A 16,363-nucleotide genomic window follows, 5' to 3' on the forward strand; every position below is an offset into this window, starting at 1 on the left:
AAATAGGCGTAAGACTGCCTCAGTCTGCGGTATCTTCCGGCCGTAACGCCTCGATCGTCAGGCGGCCGACGTCCGTATGATGCAAAATGCTTGCGAACGGCTCGACGGCCCGTCCGGCCCCTTTCGCAAATACAAAAACCGGCGTGCTGGTATGCGTGCCGCTGGCCCAGACGACCTGCTGCCGGGCGCCGACAAGCTCGGCCAGAAGATTTTCGCGGTTGTCCTTCGTATAGACGAAAAATGCGGTTTTGGCGGCCAGTTTGGGAACGGTTTTCTCGCTCAGGGAGGGATGATCGGGACGGTGGCCCGCATTCGCCTCGGTTGCCAGAATGCTTGCGGCTTCGCTGGCGCTTATCTTGAATTCGGTATGACGGTTGACGCGTTCGGCCAGCGCGGCTGCTGTTCTTTGGTTGGGCGGCAGGGCGTCGAATTCAGCAAAGATGTCGTGATAGCTGAGCTTTTGCGCATACAGCCTGTCGAGAATTTCGGGATTGCCGAAATTGAAGTTCGGTTTGAAAACATGTCCGCTCGCCAATGTTGTGGGAGCGGGAATGTTTTTGCCCGAGTAGCCGAAGCCGAAGCCGCCCGTTTCGTGATCGGCGGTCACGATCAGCAACGTATCTTCGCGCCCGCCCATCCAGTCCAGCACCTTGTGCAGCATCGCATCGAAGCGGAGCATTTCATGCAGCAGGAGTCCCGTATCGTTCCGGTGCGACGCCCAATCGATCTGGCCGGCTTCGATCATCAAAAAAAAGCCGCGTTCGTTGCGTTCCAGGATTTTCAATGCCTGTTCGCTCATTTCTGCGAGCGTCGGTTCGGCATGGCCGGCGTTCCGCCGGTTCAGGCTTTCGGCGATGCCGTCGCTCATTCCGGAGCCGGCGAAAAGCCCCAGGGTTTTGCCGGATGCCTGCCGCAATTGGCGGGCATTGAAAACCAGATGGTAGCCTTGTTTGCGGGCTTCATTCAGCAGGTTTTTCCCGTCCTTGCGCGCCGAACCGATTCGAAAGGCATGCTCGATATTGGCCTCCATTTCCCGATGAATGGCCGAATTCTTTTCGGCGGCGGCCTGGGGCAGCCAATAATCGAGGCCGCCGGACAGCATCACGTCGGCGTTTGCGGCCAGCAAGTCTTCGGGAATGCGGGTTTCGCGGCTGCGGTGGGTTTCGTGTGCGGCGAACGCGGCAGGCGTCGCGTGGGTGATGCGCGTGTCCGAGACCAGGCCGGTCGCCTTGCCCCAGCGTCTGGCTTTCTCGATGACGCTTTCCGCCGGATATCCGTCCGCGTCCAGGCCGACCATTTCGGTCTTGGCGAATTTGCCGGATGCCAGCTGCGTCGCGGACGCCGCCGAATCGGTGACCAGCGCGCCGTCGGGATAGGTCAGCGAAGCGCCGATACGTCCGCTTTCGGCCACCAGCCTGTCCAGCGCGGTTTTATGATTCTTCAGTACGCCGTGCGGCGCCTGCCGCGCATAAGACAGCAGCAGGCCGACCTGCTGCGGCCCCATCCCGTCGCCGATGACCATGATCACGTTTTTGATTTCGGCTCGTGCAGGCGTCTTTTCGGCCAGCGTCGAACAGCCGAGCAGCAACAGCCCGGCGATTCCGAAAACGAAAGCCCTTGGTAAAGCGGAGGATTGATCTTTCATTGGGTTTCTGCAAATAAATGATTGTAGCGCAGGCCGCCATAAACGGCATGTTAAAGATCGATGACACGCGCAACGCCTGTCAGGCGCCGTCAGGGCGCCCGATCCAGCTTGTAGAGTGCCGCAATCAGCACGATCGTTGCCAGAATCAGGGGATAAGGACCGAAAAACCAGAGAATCAGCGGCAGGCTGAAAAAAAAGCTGCGCGTGCCGTAGCTGTAGTAGGCTCCCGCCCGGTTCAGATAGGTGCAGACTTGCGCGTGCGAAATGTCGGCTTCGGGCAGTCCCGCCAGCAGGTTGATCATGTAGCCGACATGATTGAAAAAGCGGATGGCCATCGTAAAACAGTAAAAGGCGATGAAAAAAACGAGCAGTAACAGGCCGAGCTTGATCAGCCATAATTCACCCGCCCGGCTTGCGGCGGCCGTCTCCGGATGCCAGGCGCCGGCCCATTTTTCGATCCGGTCGCTCAGATTCAGCGTGCCGATGATCAGCAGCACCGAAGTCGACGCCATGAAATTGGCCGCCATGACCGAATTGCGGAGCGTCTGCACGGCCAGGACATCCATCTTGCCGCTCTGCGCCACCATATCGACCCACGCCGCGCGCACCTTCCGGTTAAACCGGTGTACGCTGAAATCGGGATCGCGGCGGGTGCGCAGCCGCAAAAAAAGGTAGTAGATCAGTATCAGGCCGCTGCTGCCTGCAAACGCGAGCAGGTCGAACGGTAACGGGAGGCGCATGGCGGAGGCTGAGTTCGTGGAAAACCGCGCCAGTATACGCCGAAGGCCGGATTTTGACGATGAAAGAGCGCCTTCCCTGGCATTCGAAGTGAGTCCGGGCGGTTATCGAATGCTGGTATAGCCGCCGCTATGGCCGGATTTGGAAAGTACGACCTGCCACAACTGTACGCGCCGGGCCTTGAAATAGCCCGAACAGGACAGGAGATAATAGGTCCACATCCGATAAAACGGGTCGTTTGGGTCACCGGACCAGGCCGCGGCGAAATTTTTGTACCAGCTGTTCAGCGTCAAGGAATAGTCGTAGCCGAAATTATGCCAGTCTTCCATCACGAAGACGTTCTCGATCGCCGCGCCGATTTGCTTGATCGATGGCAGAAGCCCTCCCGGAAAAATGTACTTTTCGAACCAGGGATCGTTATGGTGCAGCGAAATGTTCGAACCGATCGTATGCAACAGGAAGAGGCCGTCGTCTTTCAGGCAGCGGTTGGCGATTTGAAAATAAGTGCGGAAGTTTCTATTGCCGACATGCTCGAACATGCCGATCGAAACGAGTTTGTCGAATTTCTTTTCGGACAGATAGTGTCGGGTGTCCCGGTAGTCGCAGGTCACGATGTCGACCGGAAGTCCCGTGCAGTTGCTGCGCGCGCGTTCGGCCTGCTGGGGAGAGATATTGATGCCGGTCACGCTGCAGCCGTATTTTTCCGCGGCGAATTTGGCGAACGAGCCGAAACCGCAGCCGATGTCGAGCACGCGGTCGTGGCGGCTGATGTCGAGCTTTCGGCAGATCAGGTCGAATTTGGCTTCCTGGGCTTCGTCCAGCGTCTTTGCCGATTTCCAGTAGCCGCAGCTCAATGCCTGCCATTTGCCGGTCATGCATTCGTAGGCGTCCAGCGTTTTGTCGTAGTGATCGCGGCCGACGGTAGGCGAGCGGCTTCGGGATTGCAGATTGACCAGGCGGGAGCGGAGAACTCCCCACAACAGTTTCCAGGAGAGTTTCAGGTTTTTTTCGATGTCGTGGCGGGTAATGCGGGCGATCATTTCGGCCATGTCGTGGCAGTCCCACCACCCTTCGGTGTAGGCTTCGCCGAAACCGAGCGGCCCGTCCGTCAGCACGCGTTCGTAAAATCGAGGGTCGCGCACCTGGATGTCGAAAGGCCTGTGGCCGTTGAGGCGGATATCGGCTTCTTCAAACAAACGGTGAACAAATTCCTGCGTCGAGCTTCTCTTGCGTCTTGGTCGTGGTGCGATCAATGCGCGGTCAATGGCAATTTTTTGTTCTTCTGTCATTTGCGAACTCCCGGTCCGGTTTAAAAGCTCCGGACTCATCTTCAAAGTCAGACGGCTATTGTTATCGTGGGTTTCAGTTCGGCGACGCGCACTGTCCGGCTCTATGATGGCCTCATCGTTAAATTCGAAGTTTTCGGCTGATTTCGTTACGCAAATCGCGGTGATGTTATTCCTGGTTAAGCAAAAATGAGAGCGAGAGGCTTCTGCGCCGCCGGGCTGAGAAATTATAATCACAAATTTATGACAGCCGTTCAAGCCCGGCGTTCATCGGCTTTGAGAGCAAAATCATGCGCCTGGAAAATGGCGGCGCGCGCCATGAGACACCTCGTGGCGGCAGCGGGGCAGATACGTCTTTTAAACACCCCCCTATTTTGCAAGCTCCGTCACGTAGGGTACGCTGTGCGTACCTTGTCAACTTCCAATGGTATGCACAGCGTACCCTACGGTGCGGCATGCCGGACGGGATATTTATTCCGTCCGTAACGTTTAAAGTGGGATGGACAGGGAGGATGATTTTGTGTTTGGAGAATTTTCAAACAGTGGGGACGGGGTTATATCGCGATGGGGGTATCGACCCAGTCTTTAGTAAAGCAGGAACTCCAGCCTGTCGGCCAGCCAGGCGTTTTCGTCCCGCTGGGCCAGTTTCTCCAGATCCCCTGGGGCCGCGCCGGCATCGTCGACCCACTCGCGCAGCAGCGGCGAGCCGTTGATTACGTCGACCGCCAGACGGTCGAGTTCGTATTCGTAAGGAAAATCGCGCCACAACGGATAATCCGGCTGTAGGCGGCGCAAGGCTTTGAAGGCCAACGCCTGCAGGCGCCAGGGGCGGAACCGCTCATGGCGGTATGACGGATTCTCGACATGGATCTGTAGGCCGGCGCACAATTTGCCGGCATGTTTGTGGAAAGTCGGCTCGAACCAGCATGCGCGCAAACGGCAGCCTTCGAGCCATACCGGAGCGAGCGAATGCATCGTTTCGATCAAACGGCGCGCATCGAGATCGGGCGCGCCGAACAACTCCAGCGGCCGGGTCGTGCCGCGGCCTTCGGAGAGGGTGGTGCCTTCAAGCATCACCGTGCCGGCATAGCAGCGGGTCATCCAGAGATTCGGCGCGTTCGGGCTTGGATTGATCCAGGCGCGCTCGCCGAGCGGCCAGCCGTGGCCGGGCGCGGCCTCCGGGTCCCAGCCTTCCATCGCGATCACTTGGCAATCCACGTCAAGCTTGAATGTGGCGACAAACCAGCGCGCCATTTCGCCCATCGTCAGGCCGTGGCGCATCGGCATCGGTCCCGCGCCGACGAAACTTTCCCAGCCGGGCCGGAGGGCTAACCCTTCGGCGGGACGTCCTGCCGGGTTCGGGCGGTCGAGAATCCAGACCGCCTTTCGATGCTGGGTCGCGGCTTCGAGCACATAGCGCAGGGTGGTGATGAAGGTGTAAATCCGGCAGCCCAGATCCTGCAAGTCGACCAGCAGTACGTCGAACGTGTCCATCATCGCCTCGGTCGGTCGGCGCACTGCCCCGTACAGACTGAACACCGGAATGCCATGCACTGGATCGACGAAATCGGGCGATTCGATCATGTTGTCCTGCTTGTCGCCGCGCAGGCCGTGCTGCGGGCCGAAGGCGGCGCCGAGCTTCAGGTCCGGAAGGCGGGCGAGGGCGTCCAGGCTGTGCGTCAGATCGGCGGTCACCGAGGCGGGATGGGCGAGCAGGGCGATGCGTCGGCCGGCCAGCGGCGCGCGCAGGCGGCGGTCTTCGAGTAAGCGGTCTATGCCGAATTTCATGGGCGGGTCGCTATTTTAAAGGGTTGTCGGAAAGTATGCTGTCGAGCGGATAGACGAAGCCGGCACGGTCGTGAAAATCGGGTTTTTCGCCCGGGTGGTGCAAGGCCCAATAAGACAGATTGCCGTCGATCGATTCGATAACCGCGGTCAGGCCCAGCGTTAGGCGGTCGCCGGCGGGCAGGTCGTCTGCCGCGATGCGGGCGGTCAACAGCAGTTGATCCTGCGGCTGCGAGACTTCAATAACGGGGGGCGTGCCGATGCTCCAGGGCCTGCGCGCGCGATAATCGCCGAACGCATAGGCGGCCCATTCCCTTGACGGCGAAAAATTGAATTCGCGATAAGCGGAAGTTCCGGCAGCGGCGGCAAAGGCTTCGAAACAGGTATGCCGCCATAAGCCGTCGCCGGCAGCGGACGGTTTGGCCGCGGGAATCAGAATCTTTTCCAGGTGGCCTGCAAGCCGGTAGCGCAGCGTCAGACCGGCTTCCGCGTCGCGTTCAATCTCGACGCTCAAGGAGTCTATCGAATCGTTCGGCGTTGCGGAATGGCAATGCAGGAGTTTTATCGTCATGGAAACAGAAAGCGGGGTAAGGGTTGGCGGTATTTTAAAGCAAATACGGAATAGCGGTTCGGCTGTATTGGAGTCATGCACCGGCGAGGTTGCTCTCGTTTGCCTCAAGGCCCATAATGGAAAAGTTACTGAACCATCGGATATAGAAAATGAAAATATCGAGACTCCTGTCTATCGTGCTGTTGCTGGCCTTGCCGTTGACCGCAATGGCCGAAGGTGATGAAAACGAATGGAACGCGACGCTGAGAAATCAGTATTTTTCCGGTAAAACGATCACCGAAAGCAACGATGTGATCGAGCTGGAAGCACCCGCCCGGGCCGAGGATCCGGCGCTGGTGCCGCTGAAAATCGTCAGCAAGATTCCGCAGACGCAGGACATTTATATCAGGAAAATTCTCGTGCTGGTCGACAAGAATCCGTTTCCGTTCGTCGGCGAGTTCGAACTGACGCCCGACAGCGGCAAGGCCGATCTGGCGATGCGGGTCCGGGTCAACACCTACAGTTACATCCGGGCGATCGCGGAAATGAACGACGGCAGGCTGATCATGACGAAAAAATTCGTGAAAGCCAGCGGCGGCTGCTCCGTTCCGATCGGGGCCGATCTGGACGCTTCGATGAAACGGCTCGGCAAAATGAAATTCAGGCTGGACGGCGATGTGAAAGCCGGCGAGCCGAATCTGGCGCAACTGTTGATCAGCCATCCGAACATTACCGGCATGCAGATGGATCAGCTGACGCGTTTCGTGAAGAAATCGCATTTCATTGAGCAGCTGAAAGTCACCTTCAACGGCAAGCCGGTGCTGACCGCGAAAACCGATATCGCGATCAGTTCCGACCCGAATTTCCGCTTTTATTTCGTGCCGCAGTCGGCGGGAATCCTGAAGGCGGAAATCGGCGACACGTCTTGCGAAAGCCCGACCGCGCGGGATGCGTGCACGAAAGGTTCGACCTACAGCGAATCTTACCCGGTCAAACTGTAGCCAATTGGCAATCATGATTCGGCGGAACCGCTCCGCTATCGGCTGTGAAATAAACAATCCAAGTTCAGCTTGAAGCGGGATGACCGTGTCGCCGGTTGGCAATGCTACATCCGGGGGCGGTGGAACTCCTTCTGTTTTTGCGAATACCGGCGTCCGATTATCATCCTGGAAAGTGGGATGCGCAGGCACAATCGGCACGGCCGGCTGCACGCTTTGCGCAGGCTGAAGATAAAGCCGTACCCCTTGAAACAGGCCAGCGTTTCGGTTGGGACATGGCGATTGGCGCGCAGCCCCGTGCTGCAAACCGTCTTGAACAACGCCCGATTACGACGTTGGGGCCTAGGGGCCATCCGATTTTGCGACCACTTGAGTCGCCAGGTTCAACCGCCGGATGCGGAAAACCGCATATCCGAGGGGAAGAGGTAACGGGCGCAATCCCGTTACCTCCACCCGATCACGCTATGTGCCTTACGTGGGCCGGTCAATAAAACACCCTGAACGATCGTTGGATTTCATCAAACTCGTACAAATACGGCCCGGCCACCTCGCGCTTGTTCGCGATCACGATCAGGTCGTGCGAGAATACCGAAGTGTTGTACCAGTTGAAGCTGCCTTCGATCACGATCGCATCGTCGATGATGCAATATTTGGAATGGATCGGCGAGTAGGGCACTTTGTGGTCGTCCTGGCCGTAGACCAGGCCGACCGGAATACCCGCGTTCTTCAGTCGCTGCACCGACGGCAGCAAGGGACGGGCAAGCTCTTCGGCCATGCTGCGTTCGACGCCGACGCGGCCTTCGCGCGCCAGATGGCCGTTGAACAGGATATGCACGTAGACGCCCCGGTGATGCGCCTGGACCAGTGCGTCGACCACGCTGTCGTGATGGTCGCCCACTAGGTCGCCGATCAGGAACAGACAGCATTTGATCGAATGGCGGGCGCGGTGGATTTCGGCCAGGATCGCATGGTGCGGCTTGTAATAACGGCCGTTCAACATCGTATGGCGGCCGAACGTGTACAGCAGGTTGAACTGGCTGAAGGGGTCGATTCCGTATTTCTGGATCACGCCGCCGCGCTGGCTTTGGAAGACGTTGTCGAGCAGCCGGCAGACGCCGCGCGAGTGGAAGGTCATGCCCGATTCCCAGTTCGCCCACCAGCGGTCGAAAGTGATGTTGAACGAGCCCAGGATGCAGTCTTCGTCGTTGAAGAGGATGAATTTGGTGTGCATGTCCGGCTCGACTTCGATCAGGTGATGTTTGGCCGTGCAGAACACGCCGACCAGTTCGATGCCGGAGCGTTTCAGCCGCGCGTAGTTCTGGCTGTTGGTCAGCGTCATCTTGCGCCAGTCGACGATGCACTGCACGCAGACGCCCTGATGGTGCGCGTGAATCAGGTGCGTGATGAAGTCGCCGTCGTCGATGCAGTCGACGCTGACCTTGATCGTGCATAGGCGCTCCGGATTTTCGTGTTTGCTGCGGATCACCTTGTCGATATGGTCGTGGATGAAGCGCTTCGGATGGTAAGGATGGTAGAGCAGGCCCTTGGTGAACTTCGGCGTCAGCCGGAGCGATTCGAAATGGTGATTGTACCAGTCGACGTCGGCCTGCAGCTCACCGGCGTTCAGTTCGTAAGTCCGGTAGGCGTTCGGGGTCGCCCATTCCGAAGTAATATGGCGGTGTTTGGGCTGGTCGTCCTGCAACTGGTGGCCGTCCATGTAGATGTAATCGTTCTGCGAGGCGATCGAATGTTCGTGCAGATGCACGATGAACGAAAATTTGACGCAGTTGATGCGGCCGAAATGGCCGGACTCGGGATGGATGTAAAAATCCCGGGTGCGCCGCTTGTGGCGGTCCCAGTGGATGTCGTAGGGGTCGGTATCGACGATGTAGGTTTCGCGGACATTGTGCTCGCGATAGACTTTCAGGATCACCTTGATATTGGCCTGTACGCCGTAATGGACGTCGAATTCGAGCTTGCCCCAGCGGATATAAAACTTGTCGCCGAAGTCGTTGGTGCGCGCGAAGAAGCCTCCCAACTCGCCGTAGACGGGCATGGCAAAATGCTCAGCGATTTGCATCAAAATTCTCCATCGATGAATCAGGCCGGTGAAATCTGTGGTTTGGCATAAGTGTTGAGTGCCCGGTAAGGTCCTTATTGGGGTTCGAAAGTCATCAGGTAGCCGCAATGGTCCGAAACGTGGCCGTAATCCTCGGGCGTAAACAATACCCGGCCGGAAGTGACGGACAAGCCGCTGTCTTTGCGCATGAAGATATAATCGATCCGGTAGTCGTCGGCGAGATAACGGTTCCAGTGGGGATCGTTGACCCGGCGGATTTGCGAAGGCTCGCCTCGGGCATTCGCAGCCAGAAACTGGTCTTCGTATTCGCCGGAGCCGATCACGTGGCGGTAGCCTTGCGATCCGGCCGGGATATTGAAGTCGCCGCAGAGCAGGGTGCCTGTCACTTGGTCGGTACGTTTGCCGGCCGCCCATTCGCGTAGCCGGTCGAACTGCTCTTGAAAGCCGTCTTCCCACCAGCTCAAATGCGCGGAGAAAATATTCAGCCGGCCGATATGCGGGGCCTCGACCTCGGCCATCACGACTTTGCGGGCATGGATATTGTAGGGATCCTCGCTTGCCGAGACGTAGCGCGATTCCGGATGCAGGAGCGGAAAGCGGCTCAGGATCGCGACGCCTTCGCGGTATTTGTTGAAGCCCAGATGCGACCAGTCGGCGTATAAATGATAAGGCTTTTTGAGGCGGCTGCCGATGATGCGGGCCGAATTGCTGGGCCAGTCGCCGCGCCCTTCGTTCCAGAGTTCCGCAACTTCCTGGAAGCAGGCGACGTCGACGCCGAGTTCGTCGATCGCCCTGGCGATCGCGGAAAATTTTGCGTCCTGGTCGGCTTCCTGATAGCAGTGCAGGTTCAGGATCAGGATCTTGAGCGGCTTGCGGCTCGCCGCGTAATTGTGGCCGAAATTGTTGTCCCAAACGGTCCGGCCGCGGCTTTCGACGGAGACCGAATACTGCACGCGGAATGCGTCGGCGGTTTTCAGCCAGCCTTTCCAGATTTGGAGGCCGTATTGATTCGGATTGCGGGCGTTGCTGTGCAACTCTTTGTCCCAATAGGTCCGTTTGAAACGGCAGGGGGTTTGATGCGTGTGGCGCCAGTTGTCGGTCGTCCAGTGCACGGTCACCTTTTCGGGCGCAAGCGACTGTTCGACCGCGACCGTGACCGGCAGGTATTTGCGGCTTTCGGGCAATGCCGCGTTGAAATCCACGACCTGTAACGGCTGGCGCCCCGGCAGGCGGATACCGGAGTCGGCCTGGCTGCGATAGTTTCGGCCGTGATTGTTGTCCCAATATTCGACTTCCTCGGCGCGGTAGCGCAGCGAAAAGGTAATGTTGCCCGGCAGGGATTGGGCAGGTTCGAGCTGGAACTGAACATGCGCCTGCCAGTATTCCCTGTTCGGTGCGATCGCGCTGTGAAAGCGTGCCGGCAGGTCGTGCCAGATGCCGTCTTCGCCGGCCCAGTGGACGTTGATCTGCTTGTGGTAGCTCAGATTTTCGACGGCGATGAAGAACGTCAAATGCTGGTGCACGCCGCCTTTTTTACGGCTAATCACGTTTTCAACGTAATGCAGCTGGATTTTACTCATAGGATGTCATCGGGGCGGCTGTCCATGCAAGGCAAAAAAGGAACGGTGGCAGGTAGGGTACGCTGCGCGTACCTTTTTCCGATATTAACAATTGGAGAAAGGTACGCGCAGCGTACCCTACAATTGGAAGTCGCGGCACACGGTCATGTTCATCCGAAACGCGGAAGCGGTTCCATTGCGCTACAGGCTCCGGTATAAGTCCAGATACTGGCTGGCGCTTTGCTGCCAGGAAAAATCCTTGCTCATGCCGTTGATCTGCATTTGCTCCCAAGCCTTCGGATTGCCGTACAGAATCGCGGCGCGCTTGACTGCCTCGAGCAGCGACCCCGCCGTGGCTTCGTCGAAGACAATGCCGGTCGCGGAGTTATCATTGAGGGTTTGCGGCACCGCATCGACCACCGTATCGGCGAGGCCGCCGGTCCGCCGGACCAGGGGAAGGGTGCCGTAACGCTGGCTGTACATCTGGTTCAGGCCGCAGGGCTCGAAGCGCGACGGCATCAAAAATACGTCCGAGCCGGCTTCGATCCTATGCGCGAGCGCTTCGTCGTAGCCGACCGTGACTGCGATTTTCTCGGGATACAGATGCGCATAACTCATCAGCTTGCGTTCCATGCTTTTTTCGCCGCTGCCGAGCAGGACGATTTGCAGCGGCATCTCCAGGATGGCAGGCAGCGAGTCCAGAATCAGGTCGATGCCTTTTTGTTCGACCAGGCGCCCGATCAGGCCGAACAAGGGAACCCCGTCGGTTACCGGCAGCGAAAAGCGTTTCTGCAGTTCGGCCTTGTTGGCTTTTTTTTCCGCCAGGGTTTGTGCGGTGTAGGTTTGCGCGATGAGCGGGTCGCTTTCCGGATTCCAGTGTTCTAGGTCGATGCCGTTCAGAATGCCGCTCAGCACATGGTTGCGATGCCTCAGCAGCCCTTCGAGCCCATAGCCGAATTCGGGCGTCTGGATTTCCGTCGCATAGGTCGGGCTGACTGTGGTGATCCGGTCGCTGTAGACCAGACCGCCCTTGATGAACGAAAGCAGGCTGTGGAATTCGAGTCCTTCCGGGCTCAACAGCTGGCCGGGTAGGTTCAGTGTCGCCGCGGTGCTGGCCGGAAACAGGCCCTGGTAAGCCAGATTGTGGATCGTGAAAACGGTCTTCGGCCGGTTATCTTCCAGCGACAGGAACGCCGGGACGAGGGCGCTTTGCCAATCGTTGCAGTGCACGACGTCGGGCTTCCAGTCCTGATGCACCCGGTCCATCGCGATCTCGACCGCAACCCGGCAGAACAGTGCGAAACGTTCGGCATTGTTCTCCCAGGCGTTGCCGTTTTCATCGACGTAAGGGTTGCCCGGATAATTGAAGAAGGTCGGATAATCGACCAGCCAGACCGGAATGTGGCTTTCCGGCATGCGGGTTTCGAGAATGTTCACGCTCCGGTTATCGATGCGTAGCGAACAAACATAACGGACGTTGCCGAAGGTCTTGAGCGCCTGATAGTAAGGTATCAGAATCCGGATATCCTGCGACAGTTCCGCCAGGGCTTTGGGCAGACTGCCGGAGACATCGGCGAGGCCGCCCGTCTTGATCAACGGATGCGCCTCGCTGGTGACAAAAAGAATTTTTTTCATGCAGTGGGTTATTGCTTCAGAATCAGTGCGCCTAACGGGGGTAAGGTTAAAGTCAGCGAGTGCGGCAGATTCATCCACGGAATCGGTTCCGACATCACCGCGCCATTGCCGATATTGCTGCCGTCGTAATAGTGCGAGTCGGAGTTGAAAATTTCGGTATAGACGCCTTCGGCCGGGACGCCGATCCGGTAATGCTCGCGCGGTACCGGAGTGAAATTCAGCACGATGACCAGATCTTCCAGATCGCTCTTGCGGCGATAGCTGATGATCGATTGCTGGATGTCGTGGCAGTCGACCCATTCGAAGCCCAGGTGTTCGAAGTCGTGCTTGAACAGCGCCGGATGCGTTTTATACAGGCGATTGAGGTCCCTGACCAGCGTTTGAATGCCGCGGTGGTGGGCATAATCGAGCACGTACCAGTCCAGCGCGCGGCTGACGCTCCATTCGGTGCCCTGGCCGAATTCGCAGCCCATGAACATCAGCTTCTTGCCCGGATAGGTGAACATGAAGGTGAACAGCAGACGCAGGTTGGCGAAGCGCTGCCACTCGTCGCCGGGCATTTTATTGACCAACGCGCCTTTGCCGTGCACGACTTCGTCATGAGAGAACGGCAGCACGAAATTTTCGGTGAACGCGTAAAGCAGGCCGAAGGTGAGCTGGTCGTGGTGGTGCATCCGGTGGATCGGATCCTTGCTCATGTAGGAAAGTACGTCATGCATCCAGCCCATGTTCCATTTCATCGAAAAGCCGAGGCCACCGGTCCAGGTCGGGCGGGTCACCTGTGGCCAGGCAGTGGATTCTTCCGCCATGATCACGGTGCCGGGATGCTGCTGATGAGTAACCGTATTCAGTTCGCGCAGAAAATCGATCGCTTCGAGATTTTCGTTGCCGCCGTACATGTTCGGGATCCAGTCGTTACGCTCCCGGGAGTAGTCCAGATAGAGCATGGAGGCCACCGCGTCGACCCGCAGGCCGTCGAGGTGGAATTCTTCCAGCCAGTACACCGCGCTCGACAGCAGGAAGTTTTTGACTTCGTTGCGCCCGTAGTTGTAAATCAGCGTGCCCCAGTCGCGGTGCTCGCCTTTGCGCGGGTCTTCATGCTCGTACAGTGCGCTGCCGTCGAAGCGGGCCAGCGCGAAATTGTCTTTCGGGAAGTGCGCGGGTACCCAGTCCAGGATGATACCGATGTCGTTTTGGTGGCAGGTATCCACGAAAAAGCGGAAATCGTCCGGCGATCCGTGCCGGCTGGTCGGCGCGAAATAGCCGGTGGTCTGATAACCCCAGGACAGATCCAGCGGGTGTTCGGTGACCGGCAACAGCTCGATGTGCGTATAGCCCATCTGTTTGACGTAATCGACCAGCTGCACGGCGAGCTGGCGGTAGCTCAGAAAATTGCCTTGATTGTCGCGCCGCCAGGAGCCCAGATGCACCTCGTAAATGGACATCGGCTCATGCAGCCAGTTATGCGCGGTACGCTGCATCATCCATTGATGATCTCTCCATTGGTAGGTTTTTTCCTTGATCACGATCGACGACGTGTTCGGCCGGAATTCGAAATACTGGCCGTAAGGATCGGATTTGACCAGAATTTCGTTCGTGAAGCGGTTCAGGATTTCGAACTTGTACAAACTGCCGGCCTTCAGGTCGGGAATGAAGATTTCCCAGACGCCGCTGCTGCCGAGGCAGCGCATCGGATGGCAGCGCCCGTCCCATCGGTTGAAGTCTCCGACTACGCTGAGCCGGCTGGCATTCGGCGCCCACACGGCGAATTGTATGCCGCTGATACCGTCGACCTGATGCAGATGGGCGCCGAGTTTCTGGTAGATATGCCAGTGTTTGCCTTCGCCGAACAGATGCAGGTCGAATTCGGGCGTCTGTGCGCCGAAGTCGTACGCATCGAAATTTTCGTGGCTGTAGCCGTTTTTGTCTTTCCAGGCCAGGCGGTAATGCGCGGGCAGATCGTCTTCCTCGGCCTGATAGATGAAGAAATCGGAACCGGGAATCCGTTCGAGGGCTTTGCCGTTATGGCTGAAATGGACCGATTCGGCATGCGGCATGAAGACCTTCACCTCAATGCCTCCATTCTTGGAATGGCGGCCGAGAATCGAGAACGGGTCGTGGTGGCGGGCGTTCGCAATCTTCAAATACTCGTCGTCGAGCGGGTGATAGGACTCGGCGAGGGAATGGATTTTCGGAGACGTAATATGCGCCGTTTTCGATGAGCCGCTGCTTTCGGCGGCAATCTGCTTAACGGAGGCGGAGGATTGCTCGGGAGAAATCATCGCAGCGGTTTTGCTAACATTTTGTTTCTCTGCGGCTTTGTTTTGCTCGGCCTCGACACTCGAAGGCGACGGGGTAGCAGGGTGGAGGAGCTGGGTCTTTAGGGCGTCAGTATCTTGCAGGGTTTTCGAGCGTTTCGTCACTGGATTTCGCCTCATTGGAGTAAAATAAATTTGCAGTGAATGTTACCAAACACGACAATAGATGTGAATCTATATCTAGGAGGAGGATCAAATGCCAGACCATTTAATGAGTCATTTAACACGCAATACCATCGCGCTGATTTTGGCGGGAGGTCGAGGTTCACGTCTGATGAATATGACGGATTGGCGTGCTAAACCGGCCGTACCGTTCGGCGGTAAATTCAGAATCATCGATTTCCCCTTATCCAATTGCGTCAATTCGGGGATTCGTAAGATCGGCATCCTGACGCAGTACAAGGCTGATTCGCTGATTCGGCATATCCAGTTAGGGTGGGGGTTTCTGACCGGGGAGTTTGGCGAATATGTTCATATCATGCCTGCCCAGCAACGTCATGACGAAGATTCCTGGTATAAGGGCACGGCCGATGCCGTATTCCAGAATATCGATATCCTGCGGGCACGTAACCCCGACTATGTGCTCGTGCTTGCGGGCGACCACATATACAAGATGGACTATGCGGCGATGATCGCGGATCATGTGGCCCGCAACGCCGATCTGACCATCGGCTGCATTGAAGTCTCTTTGCAAGACGCCACCGCGTTCGGCGTGATGGGCGTCGACGAAAACCGCCGGGTGCGGGCGTTCGTCGAAAAACCGGCCAATCCTCCGGTCATGCCGGGTAGAACCGACAGCGCGCTGGCGTCGATGGGCATCTACGTATTCAACTCGCGTTTCCTGTTCGAGCAGCTGATCAAGGATGCCGATACCCGAGGCAGCCAACATGATTTCGGCAAGGACATCATTCCGTCCGTGATCGACAAATATCTGGTGAACGCCTATCCTTTTCTGGATATGCAGAGCGGCTTGCAAAGCTACTGGCGGGACGTAGGTACGATCGACGCGTATTTCGAAGCGAATATGGAGTTGATCGGCGTCAAGCCTGACATGAACCTGTACGATCAGACCTGGCCGATATGGACTTATCAGGACCAGACGCCGCCCGCCAAATTCGTTTTCGACGACGACAACCGGCGCGGCTATGCGGTCGACTCGATGGTATCCGGCGGCTGCATCATCTCCGGCGCTTCGGTTCGGCATTCGCTATTGTTTTCGAACGTGCGCGTCAATTCCTTTACGACGCTCGAACATTGCATCGTGCTGCCGCAAGCGAATATCGGCCGTAATTGCCGGATCAAGCGCGCGATCATCGAAAAAGGCTGCGAGATTCCGGAAGGTACGGTCATCGGCGAGAATCTGGCCGAAGACGCAAAGAAATATTACGTCAGCCCGGGCGGCATCGTGCTGGTGACGCCGGACATGCTCGGTCAGAAGCTGCATTTCGTTAGATAGACAGCTTAACCCGATGCTGCCGCCGGACCCGCGAATGAGTCCGGCGGCAGCATCGGATTTGCGAGGCGCGTTTTTCCGCCCCGTTATCCGTAAAATCCAATGGTTGACCGAGAAGGGACGGTTTGTTGTCGAGGCAGAGGCGATATTCCTTGAAATAATGGGTGAAGTATTGTTTAATCTGGCCCAAGATAAAAGCGCCCCCAGCTTGCGTTGCGAGGTATTTCATCATTTGCGCGAAAGGCATCCTATCAGCAATGCGGTTCCGTGTCGCCGATTCGCGCGCTCTTTTTTCCATGTGCCGGAACGGCCGTTC

The 16,363-nt window shown here is 57.6% G+C and carries 12 protein-coding genes; 2 read left to right on the forward strand and 10 right to left on the reverse strand.

The genetic code is table 11. The features are described 5' to 3' along the window. Positions 1-19: 19 nt before the first annotated feature. The 5 genes from CC94_RS0114190 to CC94_RS0114210 form a co-directional block, all read right to left on the reverse strand. Positions 20-1,645 (reverse strand): alkaline phosphatase, encoded by a 1,626-nt coding sequence (locus CC94_RS0114190; protein WP_005370849.1) that lies wholly within the window; start codon positions 1,643-1,645, stop codon positions 20-22. A gap of 89 nt (positions 1,646-1,734) precedes the next feature. After that, on the reverse strand, positions 1,735-2,385 hold the full coding sequence (locus CC94_RS0114195; protein ID WP_005370851.1) for a DUF599 domain-containing protein: 651 nt from the start codon (positions 2,383-2,385) through the stop codon (positions 1,735-1,737). Positions 2,386-2,487: 102 nt separating this feature from the next. Beyond that, positions 2,488-3,672 carry a cyclopropane fatty acyl phospholipid synthase gene (gene cfa, locus CC94_RS0114200; protein ID WP_051911510.1) on the reverse strand — a complete coding sequence of 395 codons (1,185 nt, stop codon included), beginning with the start codon at positions 3,670-3,672 and terminating at the stop codon, positions 2,488-2,490. A 582-nt stretch (positions 3,673-4,254) separates the two neighbouring features. Beyond that, positions 4,255-5,457: an exo-beta-N-acetylmuramidase NamZ family protein gene (locus CC94_RS0114205; protein ID WP_005370859.1), complete on the reverse strand. Its 1,203-nt coding sequence runs from the start codon at positions 5,455-5,457 to the stop codon at positions 4,255-4,257. 10 nt (positions 5,458-5,467) lie between these two features. Further along, on the reverse strand, positions 5,468-6,025 hold the full coding sequence (locus tag CC94_RS0114210; protein ID WP_005370861.1) for a DOMON-like domain-containing protein: 558 nt from the start codon (positions 6,023-6,025) through the stop codon (positions 5,468-5,470). 149 nt (positions 6,026-6,174) lie between these two features. On the opposite strand from CC94_RS0114210, the gene CC94_RS0114215 reads away from it, so the two are divergent. Further along, entirely contained in the window at positions 6,175-7,005 is an 831-nt protein-coding gene (locus tag CC94_RS0114215) for a quinoprotein dehydrogenase-associated SoxYZ-like carrier (protein ID WP_005370862.1), read from the forward strand. A gap of 481 nt (positions 7,006-7,486) precedes the next feature. On the opposite strand, the gene CC94_RS0114220 is transcribed toward CC94_RS0114215, so the two are convergent. The 4 genes from CC94_RS0114220 to glgB form a co-directional block, all read right to left on the reverse strand. After that, positions 7,487-9,082 carry a phospholipase D-like domain-containing protein gene (locus CC94_RS0114220; RefSeq protein WP_005370864.1) on the reverse strand — a complete coding sequence of 532 codons (1,596 nt, stop codon included), beginning with the start codon at positions 9,080-9,082 and terminating at the stop codon, positions 7,487-7,489. A gap of 74 nt (positions 9,083-9,156) precedes the next feature. After that, on the reverse strand, positions 9,157-10,662 hold the full coding sequence (locus CC94_RS0114225; protein WP_005370866.1) for an endonuclease/exonuclease/phosphatase family protein: 1,506 nt from the start codon (positions 10,660-10,662) through the stop codon (positions 9,157-9,159). Between the two features lie 180 nt (positions 10,663-10,842). Further along, a complete protein-coding gene (gene glgA, locus CC94_RS0114230) occupies positions 10,843-12,276 on the reverse strand; it encodes a glycogen synthase GlgA (RefSeq protein ID WP_005370869.1) in 1,434 nt (477 codons plus the stop codon). Positions 12,277-12,284: 8 nt separating this feature from the next. Then, positions 12,285-14,714, reverse strand: a complete 2,430-nt coding sequence (gene glgB / locus CC94_RS0114235; RefSeq protein ID WP_084675359.1) for a 1,4-alpha-glucan branching protein GlgB — start codon at positions 14,712-14,714, stop codon at positions 12,285-12,287. A gap of 76 nt (positions 14,715-14,790) precedes the next feature. On the opposite strand from glgB, the gene glgC reads away from it, so the two are divergent. Further along, entirely contained in the window at positions 14,791-16,050 is a 1,260-nt protein-coding gene (glgC, locus tag CC94_RS0114240; protein WP_005370871.1) for a glucose-1-phosphate adenylyltransferase, read from the forward strand. Here the strand turns inward: glgC and CC94_RS0114245 are convergent. Then, positions 16,043-16,345, reverse strand: coding sequence for a hypothetical protein (locus CC94_RS0114245; protein ID WP_031431347.1), 303 nt, complete (start codon positions 16,343-16,345; stop codon positions 16,043-16,045). The two genes, glgC and CC94_RS0114245, sit on opposite strands and share 8 nt — an antisense overlap. Between the last annotated feature and the right edge of the window lie 18 nt (positions 16,346-16,363).

Source organism: Methylomicrobium agile (assembly GCF_000733855.1).
GTDB lineage: Bacteria > Pseudomonadota > Gammaproteobacteria > Methylococcales > Methylomonadaceae > Methylomicrobium > Methylomicrobium agile.

Bases quoted from the DNA above. Each gene is read 5' to 3' on its own strand.
- CC94_RS0114245 (WP_031431347.1), bottom strand. From the start codon at position 16,345: ATGGAAAAAAGAGCGCGCGAATCGGCGACACGGAACCGCATTGCTGAT.
- cfa (WP_051911510.1), bottom strand. From the start codon at position 3,672: ATGACAGAAGAACAAAAAATTGCCATTGACCGCGCATTGATCGCACCA.
- glgA (WP_005370869.1), bottom strand. From the start codon at position 12,276: ATGAAAAAAATTCTTTTTGTCACCAGCGAGGCGCATCCGTTGATCAAG.
- CC94_RS0114190 (WP_005370849.1), bottom strand. From the start codon at position 1,645: ATGAAAGATCAATCCTCCGCTTTACCAAGGGCTTTCGTTTTCGGAATC.
- CC94_RS0114205 (WP_005370859.1), bottom strand. From the start codon at position 5,457: ATGAAATTCGGCATAGACCGCTTACTCGAAGACCGCCGCCTGCGCGCG.
- CC94_RS0114195 (WP_005370851.1), bottom strand. From the start codon at position 2,385: ATGCGCCTCCCGTTACCGTTCGACCTGCTCGCGTTTGCAGGCAGCAGC.
- glgC (WP_005370871.1), top strand. From the start codon at position 14,791: ATGCCAGACCATTTAATGAGTCATTTAACACGCAATACCATCGCGCTG.
- glgB (WP_084675359.1), bottom strand. From the start codon at position 14,714: ATGAGGCGAAATCCAGTGACGAAACGCTCGAAAACCCTGCAAGATACT.
- CC94_RS0114225 (WP_005370866.1), bottom strand. From the start codon at position 10,662: ATGAGTAAAATCCAGCTGCATTACGTTGAAAACGTGATTAGCCGTAAA.
- CC94_RS0114215 (WP_005370862.1), top strand. From the start codon at position 6,175: ATGAAAATATCGAGACTCCTGTCTATCGTGCTGTTGCTGGCCTTGCCG.
- CC94_RS0114210 (WP_005370861.1), bottom strand. From the start codon at position 6,025: ATGACGATAAAACTCCTGCATTGCCATTCCGCAACGCCGAACGATTCG.
- CC94_RS0114220 (WP_005370864.1), bottom strand. From the start codon at position 9,082: ATGCAAATCGCTGAGCATTTTGCCATGCCCGTCTACGGCGAGTTGGGA.